The sequence below is a fragment of the Nocardioides sp. Z38_18 genome (assembly GCF_058215695.1).
This window is the reverse complement of record NZ_JBZAJE010000001.1, coordinates 1746213-1765131: the sequence shown is the minus strand read 5'-3', so window position 1 is coordinate 1765131 and position 18919 is coordinate 1746213. Positions and strand designations below refer to the sequence as shown.

18 protein-coding genes are annotated in these 18919 nt (G+C 70.0%); 7 read left to right on the top strand and 11 right to left on the bottom strand.

The window, feature by feature from the left end:
• The first annotated feature begins 7 nt into the window (after positions 1–7).
• Genes zwf through pgl form a run of 3 tightly spaced genes read left to right on the top strand, consistent with a single transcriptional unit; the run spans position 8 to position 3250 of the window.
• Positions 8–1576, top strand: a complete 1569-nt coding sequence (gene zwf, locus AC4BGC_RS08470) for a glucose-6-phosphate dehydrogenase (RefSeq protein ID WP_490555733.1) — start codon at positions 8–10, stop codon at positions 1574–1576.
• Positions 1577–1625: 49 nt separating this feature from the next.
• Positions 1626–2534 carry a glucose-6-phosphate dehydrogenase assembly protein OpcA gene (locus AC4BGC_RS08465; protein WP_490555162.1) on the top strand — a complete coding sequence of 303 codons (909 nt, stop codon included), beginning with the start codon at positions 1626–1628 and terminating at the stop codon, positions 2532–2534.
• The gene (pgl, locus tag AC4BGC_RS08460; RefSeq protein ID WP_490555161.1) at positions 2531–3250 is read left to right on the top strand and encodes a 6-phosphogluconolactonase; all 720 of its coding nucleotides are present in this window, start codon (positions 2531–2533) and stop codon (positions 3248–3250) included. The genes AC4BGC_RS08465 and pgl overlap by 4 nt, the downstream gene beginning before the upstream one ends.
• Before the next feature lie 13 nt (positions 3251–3263).
• Here pgl and AC4BGC_RS08455 read toward each other — a convergent pair whose 3' ends face one another.
• From AC4BGC_RS08455 to uvrC, 9 genes are read right to left on the bottom strand one after another with little or no spacing between them, the layout of a single operon-like run.
• Positions 3264–3623, bottom strand: a complete 360-nt coding sequence (locus AC4BGC_RS08455; RefSeq protein ID WP_490544267.1) for an RNA polymerase-binding protein RbpA — start codon at positions 3621–3623, stop codon at positions 3264–3266.
• A gap of 27 nt (positions 3624–3650) precedes the next feature.
• The gene (gene secG, locus AC4BGC_RS08450) at positions 3651–3887 is read right to left on the bottom strand and encodes a preprotein translocase subunit SecG (protein WP_490544268.1); all 237 of its coding nucleotides are present in this window, start codon (positions 3885–3887) and stop codon (positions 3651–3653) included.
• A gap of 42 nt (positions 3888–3929) precedes the next feature.
• A complete protein-coding gene (tpiA, locus tag AC4BGC_RS08445; protein ID WP_490544269.1) occupies positions 3930–4730 on the bottom strand; it encodes a triose-phosphate isomerase in 801 nt (266 codons plus the stop codon).
• A 10-nt stretch (positions 4731–4740) separates the two neighbouring features.
• Complete coding sequence (locus AC4BGC_RS08440) at positions 4741–5949, bottom strand: phosphoglycerate kinase (protein ID WP_490555160.1); 1209 nt, start codon at positions 5947–5949, stop codon at positions 4741–4743.
• Positions 5950–5964: 15 nt separating this feature from the next.
• Positions 5965–6969 carry a type I glyceraldehyde-3-phosphate dehydrogenase gene (gene gap / locus AC4BGC_RS08435; protein ID WP_490544271.1) on the bottom strand — a complete coding sequence of 335 codons (1005 nt, stop codon included), beginning with the start codon at positions 6967–6969 and terminating at the stop codon, positions 5965–5967.
• A 57-nt stretch (positions 6970–7026) separates the two neighbouring features.
• A complete protein-coding gene (gene whiA, locus AC4BGC_RS08430; protein WP_490544272.1) occupies positions 7027–8013 on the bottom strand; it encodes a DNA-binding protein WhiA in 987 nt (328 codons plus the stop codon).
• A 9-nt stretch (positions 8014–8022) separates the two neighbouring features.
• Positions 8023–8973 carry a gluconeogenesis factor YvcK family protein gene (locus tag AC4BGC_RS08425; RefSeq protein ID WP_490555159.1) on the bottom strand — a complete coding sequence of 317 codons (951 nt, stop codon included), beginning with the start codon at positions 8971–8973 and terminating at the stop codon, positions 8023–8025.
• A gap of 3 nt (positions 8974–8976) precedes the next feature.
• Complete coding sequence (gene rapZ / locus AC4BGC_RS08420; protein ID WP_490555158.1) at positions 8977–9852, bottom strand: RNase adapter RapZ; 876 nt, start codon at positions 9850–9852, stop codon at positions 8977–8979.
• Positions 9852–11831: an excinuclease ABC subunit UvrC gene (gene uvrC, locus AC4BGC_RS08415; RefSeq protein ID WP_490555157.1), complete on the bottom strand. Its 1980-nt coding sequence runs from the start codon at positions 11829–11831 to the stop codon at positions 9852–9854. The genes rapZ and uvrC overlap by 1 nt, the downstream gene beginning before the upstream one ends.
• 111 nt (positions 11832–11942) lie before the next feature.
• Here uvrC and AC4BGC_RS08410 point away from each other — a divergent pair, with 111 nt between their 5' ends.
• From AC4BGC_RS08410 to AC4BGC_RS08395, 4 genes are read left to right on the top strand one after another with little or no spacing between them, the layout of a single operon-like run.
• A complete protein-coding gene (locus AC4BGC_RS08410) occupies positions 11943–13043 on the top strand; it encodes a substrate-binding domain-containing protein (protein ID WP_490555156.1) in 1101 nt (366 codons plus the stop codon).
• A gap of 59 nt (positions 13044–13102) precedes the next feature.
• Positions 13103–14140, top strand: coding sequence for an ABC transporter permease (locus tag AC4BGC_RS08405; protein WP_490555155.1), 1038 nt, complete (start codon positions 13103–13105; stop codon positions 14138–14140).
• Positions 14137–14958: an ATP-binding cassette domain-containing protein gene (locus AC4BGC_RS08400; RefSeq protein ID WP_490544278.1), complete on the top strand. Its 822-nt coding sequence runs from the start codon at positions 14137–14139 to the stop codon at positions 14956–14958. Before AC4BGC_RS08405 ends, AC4BGC_RS08400 begins: the two co-directional genes overlap by 4 nt.
• Complete coding sequence (locus AC4BGC_RS08395; protein ID WP_490555154.1) at positions 14955–15365, top strand: universal stress protein; 411 nt, start codon at positions 14955–14957, stop codon at positions 15363–15365. Before AC4BGC_RS08400 ends, AC4BGC_RS08395 begins: the two co-directional genes overlap by 4 nt.
• Here the strand turns inward: AC4BGC_RS08395 and AC4BGC_RS08390 are convergent, their stop codons facing one another.
• Both AC4BGC_RS08390 and uvrA read right to left on the bottom strand, forming a co-directional pair.
• Positions 15366–15830: a Rieske (2Fe-2S) protein gene (locus AC4BGC_RS08390; protein ID WP_490555153.1), complete on the bottom strand. Its 465-nt coding sequence runs from the start codon at positions 15828–15830 to the stop codon at positions 15366–15368. It abuts the gene before it with no gap.
• Positions 15831–15865: 35 nt separating this feature from the next.
• Complete coding sequence (gene uvrA, locus AC4BGC_RS08385) at positions 15866–18811, bottom strand: excinuclease ABC subunit UvrA (protein ID WP_490555152.1); 2946 nt, start codon at positions 18809–18811, stop codon at positions 15866–15868.
• Positions 18812–18919 lie beyond the last annotated feature (108 nt).

Here is an 18919-nt window from a genome sequence, read left to right as displayed (position 1 = left end):
GCCCCACATGGCCGAGGCCGGCAGCGGGAACCAGCGCGAAGTGTGGACCAACCCCCTGCGGGACCCGGAGGACCGGAGGCTGCCGCGCATCGCCGGCCCCAGCGGGATGGTGCTGTTCGGGGTCACCGGCGACCTGGCGCGCAAGAAGGTGATGCCGGCGATCTACGACCTCGCCAACCGTGGCCTGCTGCCCCCGGGGTTCAGCCTCGTGGGCTACGCCCGGCGGGAGTGGGAGGACCAGGACTTCGCGAAGATCGTGCACGACTCGGTGCGCGCCCACGCCCGCACCGAGTTCCGCGAGGAGGTGTGGCACCAGCTCGCCGAGGGCCTGCGGTTCGTGCAGGGGGACTTCTCCGACGACGAGGCCTTCGCCAACCTGCGCCGCACGATCAAGGAGCTCGACGAGGCCCGCGGCACCCGCGGCAACCACGCGTTCTACCTCTCGATCCCGCCCAAGTTCTTCGGTGACGTGATCGGCCAGCTCCAGGAGCACGGCCTGACCGACCCGGACGAGGACTCCTGGCGGCGTCTCGTGGTGGAGAAGCCGTTCGGCCACGACCTCGCCTCGGCGCGTGAGCTCAACGCCGCCATCGACAAGGTGTTCCCGCCCGAGGCCGTCTTCCGGATCGACCACTACCTCGGCAAGGAGACGGTGCAGAACATCCTCGCGATGCGCTTCGCCAACAACCTGTTCGAGCCGATCTGGAACGCCAACTACGTGGACCATGTGCAGATCACCATGGCCGAGGACATCGGCATCGGTGGCCGGGCCGGCTACTACGACGGCATCGGCGCGGCCCGCGACGTGATCCAGAACCACCTGCTCCAGCTGATGGCGCTCGTCGCAATGGAGGAGCCGGTCTCCTTCGACGCCGAGAGCCTGCGGATCGAGAAGCAGAAGGTGCTGTCCTCCGTCGTACTCCCGCGACGGCTGGACCTCTACACCGCCCGCGGCCAGTACGCCGCCGGGTGGGCCGGCGGCGAGAAGGTCGGCGGCTACCTCGACGAGGAGGACATCCCCCGGTCCTCGACCACCGAGACGTTCGCCGCGATCCGGCTCGACGTGGAGACCCGGCGCTGGGCCGGCGTCCCCTTCTACCTGCGCACCGGCAAGCGGCTGGGCCGGCGGGTCACCGAGGTGGCGCTGGTGTTCAAGCGCGCACCGCACCTGCCGTTCTCCGAGACCTCGACCGAGGACCTCACCCACAACGCGGTGGTGTTCCGGATCCAGCCCGACGAGGGCATCACGATGCGGTTCGGCTCCAAGGTGCCTGGGACGGCGATGGAGATCCGCGACGTGAACATGGACTTCGCCTACGGGGGATCCTTCACCGAGGCCAGCCCGGAGGCCTACGAGCGGCTGATCCTCGACGTGCTCCTCGGCGATCCCCCGCTGTTCCCGCAGCACCGTGAGGTGGAGCTGTCCTGGCAGATCCTGGACCCGATCCTCGACCACTGGGCCAGGCAGGACGCCGCCGGCAAGGTGAAGGTCGAGCAGTACGCCTCGGGCCGGTGGGGTCCCGACTCCGCCCACGAGATGCTGGCCCGCGACGGACGCACCTGGCGGCGACCATGACCTCGTGCAGGCCGCAGGACCGTCGGTTGGACGAGGCAGGGAGCCCGAGATGATCGAGCTGAAGGCGACGAACTCCGCCGGCATCGCCAAGGAGCTCACCCGGGCCCGGATGCGCGCCGGCTCCCCCGCCATGGGCATGGTGATGACCCTGGTCGTCGTCGTGGACGAGGACGACGCGGACGAGGCGATGCGCTCGGCCCAGGAGGCGTCCAAGGAGCACCCCGCACGGGTCCTCGGCGTGATCCTCGGGGACGGGCGCGGCACCGCCGTCGTCAACGCCCAGGTCGGGACCGGTGCCGGCTGGAGCGGGGAGACCGCGCTCATCCGGCTCCAGGGCGAGGTCGTCAAGCACCCCGAGTCCGTAGTACTCCCGTTGCTGCTCCCCGACTCCCCGGTGGCGGTGTGGTGGCCCACCGACGCACCGCAGGACCCGGCCGCCGACCCCCTCGGCGCCCTGGCGCAACGACGGGTCACCGACGCCGCGGCCGCGACCCGGGCCAAGACCAAGGCGCTGCACCACCAGTGCTCGTCGTACGCCAAGGGCAACACCGACCTCGCCTGGACCCGGATCACCCCGTGGCGGGCGCTGCTGGCGGCCGCGCTCGACCAGTACCCGCACAAGGTCACCCACGCCTCGGTCACCGCCGAGCGGATCAGCCCCAGTGCGGACCTGCTGGTGGCGTGGCTCGTCGACCGGCTCAAGGTGGAGGTGGACCGGAAGAGCTCCAAGGGCCCGGGGATCACCGAGGTCGTGCTCACGACCCGGACCGGAGACATCCGCATCCGCCGCCCCGACGGCAAGCTGGCCCAGTTCATCTCCCCCGGCCAGCCCGACCGGCCGGTCGCGCTGAAGCGGCGCTCGGTCCCCGAGCTGCTGGCCGAGGAGCTGCGCCGTCTCGACGAGGACGACATCTACGCCGCCACCACCCGACGACTCGTGAAGATGGGATCGCTGTGACCACGACCAAGGTGCTGCCCACCGCCGATGCCCTCGCCCGCAGCGTGGCCGAGCACCTCGTGGCCCGGATCGCGGAGGTGCAGGCGCAGGGCAGGGTGCCCTCGATCGTCCTGACCGGCGGCACGATCGCCAACGAGATCTACCGCGCCGCAGCACAGCTGCCCTCCGACGACGTCGACTGGACGCAGGTGGACTTCTGGTGGGGCGACGAACGCTACGTCCCCGCGGACTCCACCGACCGCAACGACCGCGCCGCCGAGCTCGACCTGCTCGACGTGGTCGGGGCGGACCCGGCGCGCGTGCACGCGATGCCCGCGGCCGACGAGGTCCACCCTGACCGCGACGCGGCCGCGGCGGCGTACGCCGAGACCGTGGGCAAGCACCTCGACAGCGACTTCGACCTCGTCCTCCTCGGGCTCGGCCCCGACGGCCACGTGGCCTCGCTGTTCCCCGGCTTCCCCCAGCTCGAGGTCGAGGACCAGCTCGTGGTCGGCGTCGACGACTCCCCCAAGCCGCCCCCGGAGCGGATCACGCTCACGTTCCCGCTGCTCAACCGCGCCCAGGAGGTCTGGTTCCTGGTCGCCGGCGAGGGCAAGGCCGACGCCGTGGCCCGTGCCCTGGCCCCCGAGGGCACCGTCCAGGAGACCCCCGCCCGCGGCATCACCGTCCCCAACGCCACCTGGTGGCTGGACGAACCCGCCGCCAGCGCCCTCTAGCGCGCCGACCGGGCTAGAAGATCAGGTCGCCGCTCTTGCGGCGGGCGCGGAGGGTGGCGAGGGCCTCGTTGAGGATCTGCTTGGCCTCGGCGTCGGAGCGGCGCTCCTTCACGTAGGCCAGGTGGGTCTTGTACGGCTCGATCTTGGGAGCCGGCGGCGGGTTGTCAGAGTCGAGGCTGGCCGGGAGGCCGCAGCGCGGGCAGTCCCAGGTGGCCGGAGCCGTGGCCTCGACCGCGAACGCGATCATGGTGCGGTGCTCGTTGGAGCAGAAGTACGTGACGTTCTGGCGCGGGGCCGCGTCGCCGCGCTCCGCCTCGCCCATGGGCCCGGCTCCGACACGGCTGCCTCTGATGGCGCTTCCTCCGCCTGCCACGCTGTGTCTCCTTCGAGCCGTTGAGGATCAGTTGGTGGTCTTGAGCAGGAGCCCGAGCCCGACGACGCACGCGAACCACACCAGGCCGATGCCCACCGTGATCCGGTCGAGGTTCCGCTCAGCCACCGAGGATCCGCCGAGGCCGCTGGAGACGCCGCCACCGAACATGTCGGAGAGCCCGCCACCGCGCCCCTTGTGCAGGAGCACGAGCAGGATCAGCAGCAGGCTCGTGATCACGAGCAGGACCTCGAAGACGATAACCACGGGGTGAGCCTAACAACACCCGGCGCACATCACAGGCACCGGTCAGCTGAGAACTGGCATGTCATAGAACCGGCAGATGCCGCCGAACTCCTCCGGCTGCAGGCTGGCGCCGCCGACGAGGCAGCCGTCGACGTCGGGCTGCTGCATGATCCCGCCCACGTTGTTCGCCTTCACCGAGCCGCCGTAGAGGATCCGGAGGCCGGCAGCCGCCTCCTCGCCCGCGGTCTCGGCGACGCGCGCACGGATCGCGGAGCAGACCTCCTGGGCGTCGTCGGGGGTGGCGACCTCGCCAGTCCCGATGGCCCAGACCGGCTCGTAGGCGACCACGAGACCAGCCAGCTGCTCGGCGGTGAACCCGGCGAGGGAGCCGTCGACCTGGGCGAGGGTGTACTCGACCTGACGGCCCTCCTGGCGGACCTCGAGACCCTCACCCACGCACACGATCGGGGTCATCCCCGCGGCGAGCGCCTTGTGCGCCTTGGCGTTGACCAGCGCGTCGTCCTCACCGTGGTGTTCACGACGCTCCGAGTGGCCCACGCACACGTAGGAGCAGCCGAGCTTGGCCAGCATCGCCGCCGAGACCTCGCCGGTGTAGGCGCCCTGGTCGTGCTGCGAGACGTCCTGGGCGCCGTACTTCAGCTGGAGACGGTCCCCGTCGACCATGGTCTGCACGCTGCGCAGGTCGGTGTACGGCGGAATCACCACGACCTCGACCTTGGAGTAGTCGTGCTTCTTGTCCGACAGCGTCCAGGTGAGCTTCTGCACCAGGACGACTGCTTCCTGGTGGTTCAGGTTCATCTTCCAGTTGCCGGCCATCAGGGGCGTCCGGGAGTGCTTGGGCATGGTCCTTCTCTCAGTCGGTCAGTACGTCGATACCGGGGAGGTTCTTGCCCTCGAGGTACTCCAGGCTGGCCCCTCCTCCGGTGGAGATGTGGCCGAACGCGTCGTCGGCGAACCCGAGCTGGCGTACGGCGGCCGCGGAGTCGCCACCGCCGACCACGGAGAGGCCGTCGACCTCGGTCAGCGCCTGGGCGACCGCCCGGGTCCCGCCGGAGAACGCCTCGAACTCGAACACGCCCATGGGCCCGTTCCAGAACACCGTGCGTCCCTCGGCGATCGCCTCGGCGAAGGCCCGTGCGGAGTCAGGACCGATGTCGAGGCCGATCTGGTCCTGCGGGATCGCGTCGACGGCGACCGTGGTCGCAGGTGCGTCGGCCTTGAACTCGGGGGCCACCACGATGTCGGTGGGCAGCACGATCTCCACCCCGGTGTCCTTGGACCGCTGGAGGTACTCCCGGCAGGTCTCGACCTGGTCGGCCTCCAGCAGGCTGTTGCCGACCTCGTGACCGTTGGCGGCGAGGAAGGTGAACACCATCCCGCCGCCGATGAGCAGCTTGTCGGCCTTGCCGAGCAGGTTGTCGATCACGGCGAGCTTGTCGCTGACCTTCGAGCCGCCGAGCACGACCACGTAGGGCCGCTGCGGCGACTCCGTGAGCCGCTGGAGCACCTCGACCTCGGTGCGGACGAGGCCACCCATGGCGTGCGGCAGCCGCTGCGCCACGTCGTACACGCTGGCCTGCTTGCGGTGCACGACCCCGAAGCCGTCGCTGACGAAGGCGTCACCGAGGTCGGCGAGCTGGTCGGCGAACGCACCCCGCTCCGCGGCGTCCTTGCTGGTCTCGCCCGCATTGAAGCGGACGTTCTCCAGCAACGCCACCTCGCCGTCCCCGAGGGCGGCGACGACCTCCTGGGCCGACTCCCCCACCGTGTCGGTGGCGAAGAAGACCTCGGTGCCGAGCAGCTCACTGAGCCGGGTGGCGACCGGGCGCAGCGAGTACTTCGGGTCGGGCTCCCCCTTGGGGCGGCCGAGGTGCGCCATCACGACGACCCGGGCCCCCGCCTCGGACAGCTCGCGGATCGTGGGCACGCTCGCCCTGATCCGGCCGTCGTCACCGATCTTCTCTCCGTCGAGAGGCACGTTCAGGTCCGAGCGGACCAGAACGCGCTTGCCCGAGACGGAGCCGCCGAGCTGGCTCGCCAGCGCGTCGAGGGTGGCGCTCATCTCAGCAGCTGCCGATCAGAGGGTGGCGCCGACGTGGGTGACCAGGTCGACGAGGCGGCAGGAGTAGCCCCACTCGTTGTCGTACCAGCCGACGACCTTGACCTGGTTGCCGAGCACCTTGGTCAGGCCGGAGTCGAAGATGCAGGAGCTCGGGTCGGTGACGATGTCGGAGGACACGATCGGGTCAGCCGTGTACTTCAGGTAGCCCTTGAGGGGACCCTCGGCGGCCTTCTGGACCGCGGCGTTGACCTCCTCGGCCGTCGTCTCGCGGCCGACCTCGATGGTGAGGTCGGTGGCGGAGCCGGTGGGGACCGGGACGCGGATGGCGTAGCCGTCGAGCTTGCCCTTGAGCTCGGGGAGCACCAGCGAGATGGCCTTGGCGGCGCCGGTGGAGGTCGGCACCAGGTTGATCGCGGCCGCGCGGGCGCGGCGGAGGTCCTTGTGCGGCCCGTCCTGGAGGTTCTGGTCACCGGTGTAGGCGTGGATGGTGGTCATCAGGCCCTTGACGATGCCGAACTCGTCATGGATGGCCTTGGCCATCGGCGCGAGGCAGTTCGTGGTGCACGAGGCGTTGGAGATCACCTGGTGCTTGTCGGTGTCGTAGTCCTCGTGGTTGACGCCCATCACGATCGTGATGTCCTCGTTGGAGGCCGGCGCGGAGATGATGACCTTCTTGGCGCCGCCGTCGATGTGCGCCTTCGCCTTGGTCGCGTCGGTGAAGAATCCGGTGGACTCGATCACCACGTCGACGCCGAGGTCGCCCCACGGGAGCGCGGCCGGGTCCTTCTCGGCCAGGATCTTGATCGTCTTGTCCCCGACCTTGATCCCGTCGTCGGCGACGGAGACCTCCTCGGGGAAGCGCCCGAGGATCGAGTCGTACTTGAGCAGGTGAGCCATCGTCTTGAGGTCGCCGAGGTCGTTGGCGGCGACAACCTCCACGTCGGCGCCCATGGAGTGGACGGCGCGGAAGAAGTTGCGGCCGATGCGGCCGAAGCCGTTGATGCCTACGCGAACAGTCACAGTCGGTACTCCTGGTCAACGAGAAATGGGCTGAGTCCCGACCCTATCGTGATCGGGTCAGGCCTCTTCTACGAGCATCTCCGGAGTCAGCGACGACTCCGTGTCCGGGATGCCGAGCTCCTCGGCACGCTTGTCGGCCATGGCGAGCAGCCGCCTGATCCGGCCGGCGATCGCGTCCTTGGTCAGGACCGGGTCGCTGAGCTGGCCGAGCTCCTCCAGGGAGGCCTGCTTGTGCTCCAGTCGGAGACGCCCGGCCTGCTGGAGGTGGTCGGGGATCTCGTCGCCGAGGATCTCCAGGGCGCGGTCGACCCGGGCGCCGGCAGCCACTGCAGCGCGTGCGGACCGACGCAGGTTGGCGTCGTCGAAGTTGGCGAGGCGGTTGGCGGTGGCGCGGACCTCGCGGCGCATCCGGCGCTCCTCCCACGCAAGGAGGGACTCGTGGGCGCCGAGCCGGGTGAGGAGCTGGCCGATGGCGTCGCCGTCGCGGATCACGACCCGGTCGACGCCGCGTACCTCGCGGGCCTTGGCGGAGATGCCGAGGCGACGGGCGGAGCCCACCAGCGCCAGGGCCGCCTCGGGCCCGGGGCAGGTGACCTCCAGGGAGCTGGAGCGACCGGGCTCGGTGAGCGAGCCGTGGGCGAGGAACGCGCCCCGCCAGGCGGCGACGGCGTCGCAGCCCGACCCGTTGACGACGGCGGGCGGCAGGCCACGGACGGGACGGTTGCGCTGGTCGATCAGGCCGGTCTGCCGGGCCAGGGACTCACCCTCGCGAGCGACCCGGACCAGGTAGCGGGTGCCGCGCCGGATGCCGCTCCCCTTGAGGAGCACCACCTCGGGCTGGTGGCCGAAGACCTCGGCGATGTCCTTGCGCATGCGGCGTGCGGCGGACCCGGTGTCGAGCTCGGCCTCCACCACGATGCCGCCGTTGACCAGGTGGAGTGCGTCCGCGAAACGGAGCATGGCCGAGACCTCGGCCTTCCTGCAACAGGTCTTGGTCACCTTCGTGCTGGCCAGTTCTGCTTTCACCTGTGCCGTCATCGCCATGCGGTCACCTTAGTTCGCCGCGAAGACACGCGCATAAGTGGCGGCAAGTTTTTGCGGGTCGTGGACACCGGGCTCGGCCGACGCGACGTCCGCGATCTCCAGCCTGGCGCCCGCGGCAGCCACCGTTTCCTGCAGCCGGCCGCTGTCCCGCACCGCGGACGGATCGGCCAGAACGGTGTGGATCCGCAGGTCAGGCGCATGCCGCCGGAGTACGTCGAGATGGTCGGCCAGGTCGTAGCCCCGTGTCTCGTCCATGTCCGGCTCCAGGTTCAACGAGACGACCACCCGGGCCTGGGTGGAGCACAGCGCCTCCCGCAGCTCGGGCACCAGGAGGTGCGGGATCACGCTGGAGTACCAGGAACCCGGCCCGAGCACGACCCAGTCGGCCTCCCGGATGGCCGCGACGGCCTCCGGGCACGCCGGGGCGTCCTCGGGCACCAGGCTGACCGAGAGCACCTCGCCCGGGGTCGTCGCCACCTCGACCTGCCCGCGGGCCGTGGAGATCTCGTCGGGGTCCTCCCCCGCGCCGCGTACCTCGGCGGTGATGTCCAGCGGGGACAAGGACATCGGCAGCACCCGTCCCCGTGCCCCGAGCAGCCCGGCGACCCAGTCGAGGCCCTCGACGTGGTCGGGCAGCAGCTCCCAGAGGGTGACGATGAGCAGGTTGCCCAGCGAGTGCCCGTCCATCTCGCCCTCGGACTCGAACCGGTGCTGCAGCACCCGCGCCCAGGTCTGCCCCCACCGGTCGTCCCCGCACAGCGCTGCGAGCGCCATCCGCAGGTCACCGGGCGGGAGCACCCCGAACTCGTCGCGCAGCCTGCCGGAGGAGCCGCCGTTGTCGGCCACGGTGACCACCGCGGTGAGGTCGGTCGTCACGGTGCGCAGGGCGGTCAGCGAGGCCGCGAGGCCGTGCCCGCCACCCAACGCGACGACGGAGGGTTCTGTGGACCAGAGCTTCAAGGACTACTCCCGCCCCAGGTCGCGGTGCGAGGCCTCTGCCTCGAGCCCGCTCGCCCGGAGCCGGGCCACGATCTCCTCGGTCATCGCGACGCTGCGGTGCTTGCCGCCGGTGCAGCCGATGGCCACGGTCATGAAGCGCTTGCCCTCGCGCGCGTAGCCGGCGTCGACGGTCTCGATCACCGGCACGTAGCGGTCCAGGAACTCCTGGGCGTCCTTGCGGTCCCGGACGTACGCCGCGACGTCGGTCTCCAGGCCGGTGCGCTCCCGCAGCTCCGGGACCCAGTGCGGGTTGGGCAGGAAGCGCATGTCGGCCATCAGGTCGGCGTCCACCGGGACGCCGTACTTGAACCCGAAGCTGAGCACGGTGATCCGCTGCCGGACGGTTTCACGGGTGCCGAAGGCGCGGGCGACGGTGCTCTTGAGCTGGTTGACGTTCAGTGAGGTGGTGTCGATGACCAGGTCGGCGTCGCCGCGCAGGTCCGCCATCACCTTGCGCTCGCGGGCGATTCCCTCGAGCAGGCGTCCGCTGCCCTGCAGCGGGTGCGGGCGCCGGGCCGCGTCCTGGCGGCGAACCAGGATGTCGTCTCGGGCCTCCAGGTAGAGCAACGAGGTACGGCGGGTCGGGAGCGCCATCGCCAGCTGCTTGCGCAGCGACTCGAAGAACACCCCGGCACGTACGTCCACCACCGCCGCGACCGGCTGACCGACGCCCTGCTTGTCGTCGACGAGGCGGACGAGGTCGGCGACGAGCTCGGGGGGCAGGTTGTCCACGACGTAGTAGCCGAGGTCCTCGAGCTCCTTGGCAGCCGTGCTTCGCCCGGCCCCGGTCATCCCGGTCACCACCACGAGCTCGCCGATCTTGTCGGGCGGGGTCTCCATCAGTGCTCCTCGATCTCTCCGGTCGCCGTGTTCACGGAGGCGCCGCGTGGCGAGCGCGAAACCGCCTCCGAGATCGCCGTGGCGGTGCGGGTCCCGATGCCCGGGACCTCGGCGATCTGCTCGATAGTGGCAGTCCTGAGCTTGCGAAGTGACCCGAAGTGCTTGATCAGTGTCTTGCGGCGCACCTCGCCGAGGCCCGGGACGTCGTCCAGCAGGCTCTCCACCATCGTCTTGGAGCGGCGCGAGCGGTGGTGGGTGATCGCGAACCGGTGGGCCTCGTCACGGATCCGCTGGAGCAGGTAGAGGCCCTCGCTCGAGCGCGGCAGGATCACCGGATCCTGCTCCCCCGGCACCCACACCTCCTCGAGCCGCTTGGCCAGGCCGCACAGCGGTACGTCGTCGATCCCGAGCTCGTCCAGGGCCCGCTGGGCCGCCGCGACCTGCGGCGGGCCGCCGTCGACGACGACGAGGCCGGGGACGTAGGCGAACTTCCTGGGGCGGCCCGTCTCGGGGTCCACCAGCATCGGGCCGGCGGTCGCGTCCCGGTCGATCTCCCCGCCGGGCAGCTCGGGGCTGTCCATCCGCTCGTCGAGCATCCGCCGGAAGCGGCGGCTGATCACCTCGTGCATCGAGGCGACGTCGTTCTGGCCGTCCACCCCGCGGATCACGAACCGGCGGTACTCGCTCTTGCGGGGCAACCCGTCCTCGAAGACCACCATCGAGGCCACCACCTCGGTGCCCTGCAGGTTCGAGACGTCGTAGCACTCGATGCGCAGCGGGGCGGAGGGCAGGTCGAGCGCCTCCTGGATCTCCTCCAGCGCCTGGTTGCGGACGGTGAGGTCGCTGGCGCGCTTGGTCTTGTGCAGCGCGAGCGACTGGGCGGCGTTCTTGGCGACGGTCTCCTGCAGCGCGCGCTTGTCGCCGCGGCGGGGCACCCGGATCGAGACCTTGCTCCCCCGGGTCTCCGACAGCAGCTGCTCGAAGGTGTCCGCGTCCGGGGGCATCTCCGGCACCAGGATCTCGCGCGGGATCGAGTCCCCTTCCTCCCCGGCGTAGAGCTGGAGGAGGAACTCCCCGACCAGGCCGGCGGTGTCGATGTCCTCCACCCGGTCCGCGACCCAGCCGCGCTGGCCGCGGATCCGGCCGTGGCGGACGTGGAAGATCTGCACCGCCACCTCGAGCGGGTCCTCGGCCAGTGCGATCACGTCGGCGTCGGTGCCGTCGCCGAAGACGACCGCCTGCTTCTGCAGCGCCTTGTTCAGCGCCCCGAGGTCGTCGCGCAGCCGGGCGGCTCGCTCGTAGTCCTGGGCCGCGGAGGCGGCGTACATCTCGCGCTCGACGCGCTTGACGAAGGAGTCGGTGCGACCACCGATGAACTCCGCGAAGTCCTCGGCGATCGCGCGGTGCTCCTCGGCGTCGACCCGCCCGACGCACGGCGCCGAGCACTTGTCGATGTAGCCGAGCAGGCACGGGCGGCCGATCTGCTCCGAGCGCCGGAAGACGCCGTTGCTGCACGAGCGCATCGGGAAGACCCGCAGCAGCAGGTCGACGGTCTCGCGGATCGCCCAGGCGTGCCCGTAGGGGCCGAAGTACTTCACGCCCTTCTTCTTCGCACCCCGCCCCACCATCACCCGGGGGAACTCCTCGTTCATGGTGATCGCGAGCCAGGGGTAGGACTTGTCGTCGCGGTACTTGACGTTGAACCGCGGGTCGAACTCCTTGATCCAGGAGTACTCCAGCTGGAGCGCCTCGACCTCGGTGGCGACCACGGTCCACTCCACCGAGCACGCGGTGGTGACCATCGTGGCCGTGCGCGGGTGCAGGTTCGCCAGGTCCTGGAAGTACGACGAGAGCCGCGGCCGCAGGCTCTTCGCCTTGCCGACGTAGACGACGCGGCCGTCCTTGTCGCGGAACCGGTAGACGCCCGGCTGGGTAGGGATGGACCCCGGCTCCGGACGGTACGTCGAGGGATCGGCCACGGGCTCAACCCTACGAGGGCCCGGGGACAGCGCCGTACCCGTGGGGGCCGGGGGGGTTGCGCGACTCCCCCACTGGGGCTAGACCTGAAGGTGGAGCTTGGAGGCCCTCGGATGCCGACTGTCCTGCGTGGTGGTGACTCGGGCCCACGGCGGGCAGTCGTGGCCGTGGCCCTGCTACTGGTGTCCCTGCTCGTCTCCGGTCTCCTCTCCAGCTGCGGCGGCAGCGACGACGACCGGACCGGCGTCGCGCTGATCCTGAAGACGCAGAGCAACCCCTACTTCGTGGCGATGAAGGACTCCGCCAGCGCCCAGGCACGCAAGTCCGGCGCGCGGCTCTCGGTCGCGACCGGCAACGCCGACGGGGACACCCAGACCCAGATCAACGCGATCAACACGGCGATGGCCCGTGGCGACAAGGGCATCCTGATCACCTCCAACGGCCCCGCCGTCAACGCAGCCCTGCGCCAGGCCAAGGACTTCGGGCTGTTCGTGATCGCGCTGGACACGCCCCTGGACCCTCCGAAGACGGCCGACCTCACCTACGCGACCGACAACTTCAAGGCCGGCCGGCTGATCGGGGAGTACGCCGCCCAGCGACTCGACGGCAAGCCGGCCGTGATCGCCATGCTCGACCTCTACGACGACCAGGTGGTCTCCGTCGACGTGGACCGCGACCACGGCTTCCTCGAGGGCATGGGGATCGATCCCGGCAGCAAGACGCTGAACGCCAAGGAGGAGAAGTCCGGGCGCTACACCGGCGGCAAGGGTGGGACCTACGAGATCGCCTGCCACCAGGCGACCCAGGGCGCCGTCGACGGCGGTCGGCAGGCGATGGAGCAGTGCCTGTCCCGCAACCCGGACATCAACGTGGTCTACACGATCAACGAGCCCGCGGGCGAGGGCGCCCACAACGCCCTGAAGGCGGACGGGCACGAGGACAAGGCGTTCATCGTCTCGATCGACGGCAGCTGCCGTGGGATGGAGGACGTGGAGAAGGGCATCTTCGCCGCGGACGCCACGCAGTACCCCGGCAAGATGTCGCAGCTCGGCGTCTCCGCCGTCACCGCCATCGCGAAGGGCGAGGACGCGCCGTCTCTCGACGCGGGGCAGACGTTCCTGGACACGGGGACCGCCCTGGTCACCGCGGAGCCGCTGGAGGGCATCGAGAGCCAGACCGTGGCGGAGGGCAAGAAGGCCTGCTGGGGCGACTAGGGCTGGACGAGAACTGGGGCCGGACGAGAACTGGGGCTGGACGAGAAGAGGAGCGCACCGTGAACGACGAAAGGTCATCGACCGCCGAGGCACCGGCCTCGGCGGACGACCTGGTGCCCACGCGGCACACACCGGCTCAACGCGTCCAGCACGTCCTGCACGGCAACCCGGCGCTGAGCCCACTCATCGTCCTGGTGCTCGGCGTGATCATCTTCGGCGTCGTCGCCGACAACTTCCTGCGGCCGCAGGCGCTCTCGCTCCTGGTGCAGCAGGTGGCGGTCGTCGGCGCGCTGGCGGTGGGCCAGACGCTGATCATCCTCACGGCCGGGATCGACCTGTCGATCGGGATGGCGATGGTGCTCTCGTCGCTGGTGATGGTGAAGCTGAACGCCGACCAGGGGGTGCCCGGGCCGATCGCGCTGCTGATCGGGATCGGTGTCGCGATCCTCACCGGCCTGGTCAACGGGCTGCTGGTGACCCGGCTGAACCTGCCGCCGTTCATCGTGACCCTCGGGACCTTCTCGATCTTCACCGCGATCTCGCTGCTCTACGCCGCGGGCCAGACGATCGCGCTGCCGCCCGATGCCTTCCTGGTGTGGACGGGCGAGACGATCAGCATCGGCAACGTCAGCGTGACCTGGGGCGTGGTGCTGATGCTGGTGCTCTACGCCGTGGTCGGGTTCGCGCTGCGCAACACCGCCTGGGGCAGGCACCTCTACGCCACCGGCGACGACCGTGAGGCCTCCCGGCTCGCGGGCATCTCGACCGACCGGGTGCTCCTCAGCGCCTACGTCGTCGCCGGGGTGACCGTCGGCGTCGCCGCCTGGATCGTCTGTGGCCGGGTCGGTGGCGCCGACCCCAACGCCGGCCTGAACTACAACCTGCTGAGCATCACGGCGGTGGTGATCGGCGGCACCAGCCTGTTCGGCGGCCGCGGGCTGGTGATCGGCACGCTGATCGGCGCCCTGATCGTGCAGGTGTTCAACAGCGGTCTCGCCCTGGCCGGCGTCGACCCGAACTACCAGGTGCTGGCCACCGGGATCCTGGTGATCCTGGCGGTCTCGGTGGACCAGTGGATCAGAAGGGTGAAGGCATGACCGAGACCCGAGGAGCGACCCAGGCGGCCCGGAGCGCGGACCAGCCCATCCTGGAGGCGCAGGGGCTGGTGAAGCTGTTCGGCCGGGTGGTGGGCCTGCGCGGCGTCGACCTGCGCCTGTACCCCGGCGAGGTGCTGGCGGTGATCGGCGACAACGGCGCTGGCAAGTCGACGCTGATCAAGTGCCTGTCCGGCGCGATGGTCCCCGACCGCGGCACCCTGAAGGTCGAGGGCCGCGAGGTCGCCTTCCGGTCCACGCAGGAGGCTCGGGCTGCGGGGATCGAGACCGTCTACCAGACCCTCGCAGTCGCGCCGGCGCTCGACATCGCCAGCAACCTCTACCTCGCCCGCGAGATCCGGCGGAAGGGCTTCGCGGGGTCGGTGCTGCGGATGCTCGACCAGAAGGCGATGCGCCAGCACGCCTCCGACCACATCAAGAGCCTCGGCATCTCGACCCTGCAGAACATCAACCAAGCGGTGGAGACCCTCTCAGGCGGCCAGCGCCAGATCGTGGCAGTCGCTCGCACCGGCGCGTTCGGAAGCAAGATCGCCATCCTCGACGAGCCGACGGCCGCCCTCGGCGTACGCGAGACCGAGCAGGTGCTGCGGCTGGTGCGCGACCTGCGCGACCGGGGCCTCGGGGTGATCCTGATCAGCCACAACATGCCCAACGTGTTCGAGACCGCGGACCGGATCCACATCCAGCGCCTCGGCGGCCGAGCGGCCGTGATCACCCCCGAGTCGCACTCGATGCAGGACGCCGTGGCGATCATGACCGGGGCGATGACGGTGCCCGAGGACGAGCAGAGCGTGCGATGAGCCGGCTCGTCGGCACCATCGTGGTCGGCTACCTGCCCTCCCCCGAGGGCCAGGCCGCCTTCGAGTACGCCAAGCAGGCGGCCGTGGAGAGCGGTGCCCGGGTCGTGGTCGTGAACACCGGCCACCTCGGGGACAACTCGCACCCCAGCTATGCCAGCGGCCAGGACCTCGACGCGATCGAGGAGGAGCTCACCGGGGCGGGGGTCGAGCACGAGGTGCTCCAGCTCAACGACGCCAGGCCCGCCGCCGAGGTCCTCCTGGGCGCGGCGCTGCGCTCCTCCGCGGACCTGATCGTGCTCGGGCTGCGGCGGCGTACGCCGGTGGGCAAGCTACTCCTCGGCAGCACGGCCCAGCACGTCCTGCTCGACGCGACCTGTCCCGTCCTCACCGTCAAGGCGGGCGGCTGATCAGCTGACGCTGATGCTCTCGCCGTCGACGGTGGCCGTCAGCTTGTCCAGCGGCTGCTCGGCCGGGCCGTCGATCACGGACCCGTCGGTGATCGAGAACTTGCTGCCGTGGCAGGTGCACTCGATCTCGTCGCCCTCGATCTTGGTCACCGGGCAGCCCTGGTGGGTGCAGATCGCGCTGAACGCCTTGAACTCGCCGTCGGTCGGCTGGGTCACCACGACCTTCTCGGCCTTGTAGATCTTGCCGCTGCCGACCGGGACCTCCGAGGTCTTCGCGATGCCGCCGGTGGAGGTGGTGCTGCCGCTCCCCTGCCCGTCGGTGCCCCCGGACCCCGTGGACCCGCCGCCGTTCGAGTCCGAACCGCAGGCGGCCACCAGCGGAACGCCCACTCCGAGCCCGACGACCCCCGTGACCAGAGTCCGGCGCGAGGCCTTCCCTGTTGTCGCATCGTTGCTCTGTGACATCTGACCTCCAGATAGCTGTGGTTGTCGCTTCAACCTTACTTGCTGGAGGAAACCTTGCGGGCCTTTGCGCCCGCCCTGCTCTTCCTGGGCGCCGGCTGTGGGGTGCGCGCGGTGCCGGCCAGGAGCGGAGCGAGGAACTCGCCGGTGAAGCTGCCCTCGTGGGCCGCGACCTGCTCCGGGGTGCCGGTGGCGACCACGGTGCCGCCCTTGTTCCCTCCGGCGGGGCCCATGTCCACGACCCAGTCGGCGGTCTTGATCACGTCGAGGTTGTGCTCGATCACCAGGACGGTGTTGCCCTTGTCGACCAGGCTGGACAGCACGCCGAGCAGCTTGCGGATGTCCTCGAAGTGCAGGCCGGTCGTGGGCTCGTCGAGCACGTAGACGGTGCGTCCGGTGGACCGCTTCTGCAGCTCGCTGGCCAGCTTGACCCGCTGTGCCTCGCCGCCGGACAGGGTGGTGGCCGGCTGGCCGAGACGGACGTAGCCGAGGCCGACCTCGACGAGCGTGGTCAGGTGGCGCGAGATCGCCGGGATCGCGGCGAAGAACTCCACCGCCTCCTCGATCGGCATGTTCAGCACGTCGGCGACCGTCTTGCCCTTGTAGTGCACCTCGAGCGTCTCGCGGTTGTAGCGCGCGCCGTGGCAGACCTCGCACGGGACGTAGACGTCGGGCAGGAAGTTCATCTCGATCTTGAGCGTCCCGTCGCCGGAGCACGCCTCGCAGCGGCCGCCCTTGACGTTGAACGAGAACCGGCCCTGAAGGTAGCCACGCATCTTGGCCTCCGGGGTGGAGGCGAACAGCTTGCGGACGTGGTCCCAGACCCCGGTGTACGTCGCCGGGTTGGAGCGCGGCGTACGCCCGATCGGCGACTGGTCGACGTGGATCACCTTGTCCACGAGGTCGACGCCGGTGATCTTGCGGTGCCGTCCGGGGACGGTGCGGGCGTTGTAGATCTGCTTGGCAAGCGAGGTGTACAGGATGTCGTTGACCAGTGTGGACTTGCCGGACCCGGAGACCCCGGTGACCGCGACGAAGCACCCCAGCGGGAACGCGACGTCGACGTTCTTCAGGTTGTTCTCGTGGGCGCCGTGGACCTTGAGCTCACGCCCCGGAGTCACCGGGCGGCGTACGTCGGGGACGGGAATCGACTTGCGGCCGGAGAGGTAGAGCCCGGTCTCGGAGTCGCGGTGCTTGAGCAGCTGCTTGACGGTGCCGGAGTGCACCACCTGACCGCCGTGCTCGCCTGCCCCGGGCCCGATGTCGACGACCCAGTCGGCGGCCATGATCGTGTCCTCGTCGTGCTCGACCACGATCAGGGTGTTGCCGAGCTCCTTGAGCCGGACCAGGGTCTCGATCAGTCGCTTGTTGTCGCGCTGGTGCAGGCCGATCGAGGGCTCGTCGAGGACGTAGAGCACCCCGACGAGGCCGGCGCCGATCTGGGTGGCCAGCCGGATCCGCTGCGCCTCGCCGCCCGACAGGGTGGCCGAGGGACGGTCGAGCGAGAGGTAGTCCAGGCCGACGTCGAGCAGGAACCGCAGCCGCTCCTGGATCTCCTTGAGCACCCGGTCGGCGATCTGGCGCTCCCGGTAGGACAGCTCCACGCCGTTGAGGTAGGCCGAGGCCTCGTCGATCGGGAGTCGGCACACCTCGGCGATGTTGAGCCCGCCGGCGTCCTTGTCCCCCAGGGTGACCGCCATCGAGACGGGCTTGAGGCGGGTGCCGTGGCAGACCGGGCAGGGCACCTCGCGCATGAACTCCTCGAAGCGGTCCCGGCTGGTGTCGGTCTCCGCCTCGCGGTGCCGGCGCTCGATGTAGGGGCGGACGCCCTCGAACGCGGTGTAGTAGGACCGCTTGCGGCCGTAGCGGTTGGTGTGCTGGACGTGCACCTTGGTCGAGTGGCCCTCGAGGATCGCCTTGCGCGCCTTCGCGGGGAGGTCCTCCCAGGGCGTGTTCAGGTCGAAGCCGAGCTCGTCGCCGAGCGCCCCGAGGAGCCGGATGAAGTAGTCCCGGACGTGCGCGCCCGACCACGGACCGATGGCGCCCTCGCCGAGGGTGGCGCCGGGGTCGGAGATCACCAGCTCGGGGTCCAGCTCGAGGCGGGTGCCGATTCCGTGGCACTCGGGGCAGGCACCGAAGGGCGAGTTGAACGAGAACGAGCGCGGCTCGAGCTCGTCGGTCTCGATGTCGTGCTCGTTGGGGCACGACATCTTCTCGGAGAACCGCATCTCCTTCTGGGGGTCCTTGTCGTCGAGGTCGACGAAGTCCAGGATCACCAGGCCGGAGGCGAGGTTGAGGGCGGTCTCGATGGAGTCGGTGAGCCGGCGCTTGGAGGACGCCTTGGCCGAGAGCCGGTCGACGACCACCTCGATGGTGTGCTTCTTCTGCTTCTCCAGCTTCGGCGGGCCGTCGATCATGTCGGCGAGCTGCACGGTCTCGCCGTTCACGCGGGCGCGGCTGAAGCCCTGGGACTGCAGGCTGCGGAACAGCTCGACGTACTCGCCCTTGCGGCCGCGGATCACCGGGGCGAGGACCTGGAACCGGGTGCCCTCCTCGAGCTGGAGAACGCGGTCGACGATCTGCTGCGGGGTCTGCCGCTCGATGGGGGCGCCACAGACGGGGCAGTGCGGGCGGCCGGCGCGGGCGTAGAGCAGGCGGAGGTAGTCGTAGACCTCGGTGATCGTGCCGACGGTCGAGCGGGGGTTCTTCGAGGTGGACTTCTGGTCGATGGAGACCGCGGGGCTCAGGCCCTCGATGAAGTCCACGTCGGGCTTGTCCATCTGGCCGAGGAACTGGCGGGCGTACGCCGAGAGCGACTCGACGTAGCGGCGCTGACCCTCGGCGAAGATCGTGTCGAAGGCGAGGCTGGACTTGCCCGAGCCGGAGAGGCCGGTGAAGACGATCAGCGAGTCGCGAGGCAGATCGAGGGAGACGTCCTTGAGGTTGTGCTCACGCGCACCCCGAATGACCAGTTGATCCGTCACGAAATGAGACCCCTGTTGTGGATACGAGTTGTTCGAACAAGTGTTCGCCATCCTAGCGGAGATGGCAAGCCGTGGAGCGGGTGGCCAGAGCACCGTGAATACCCAGCA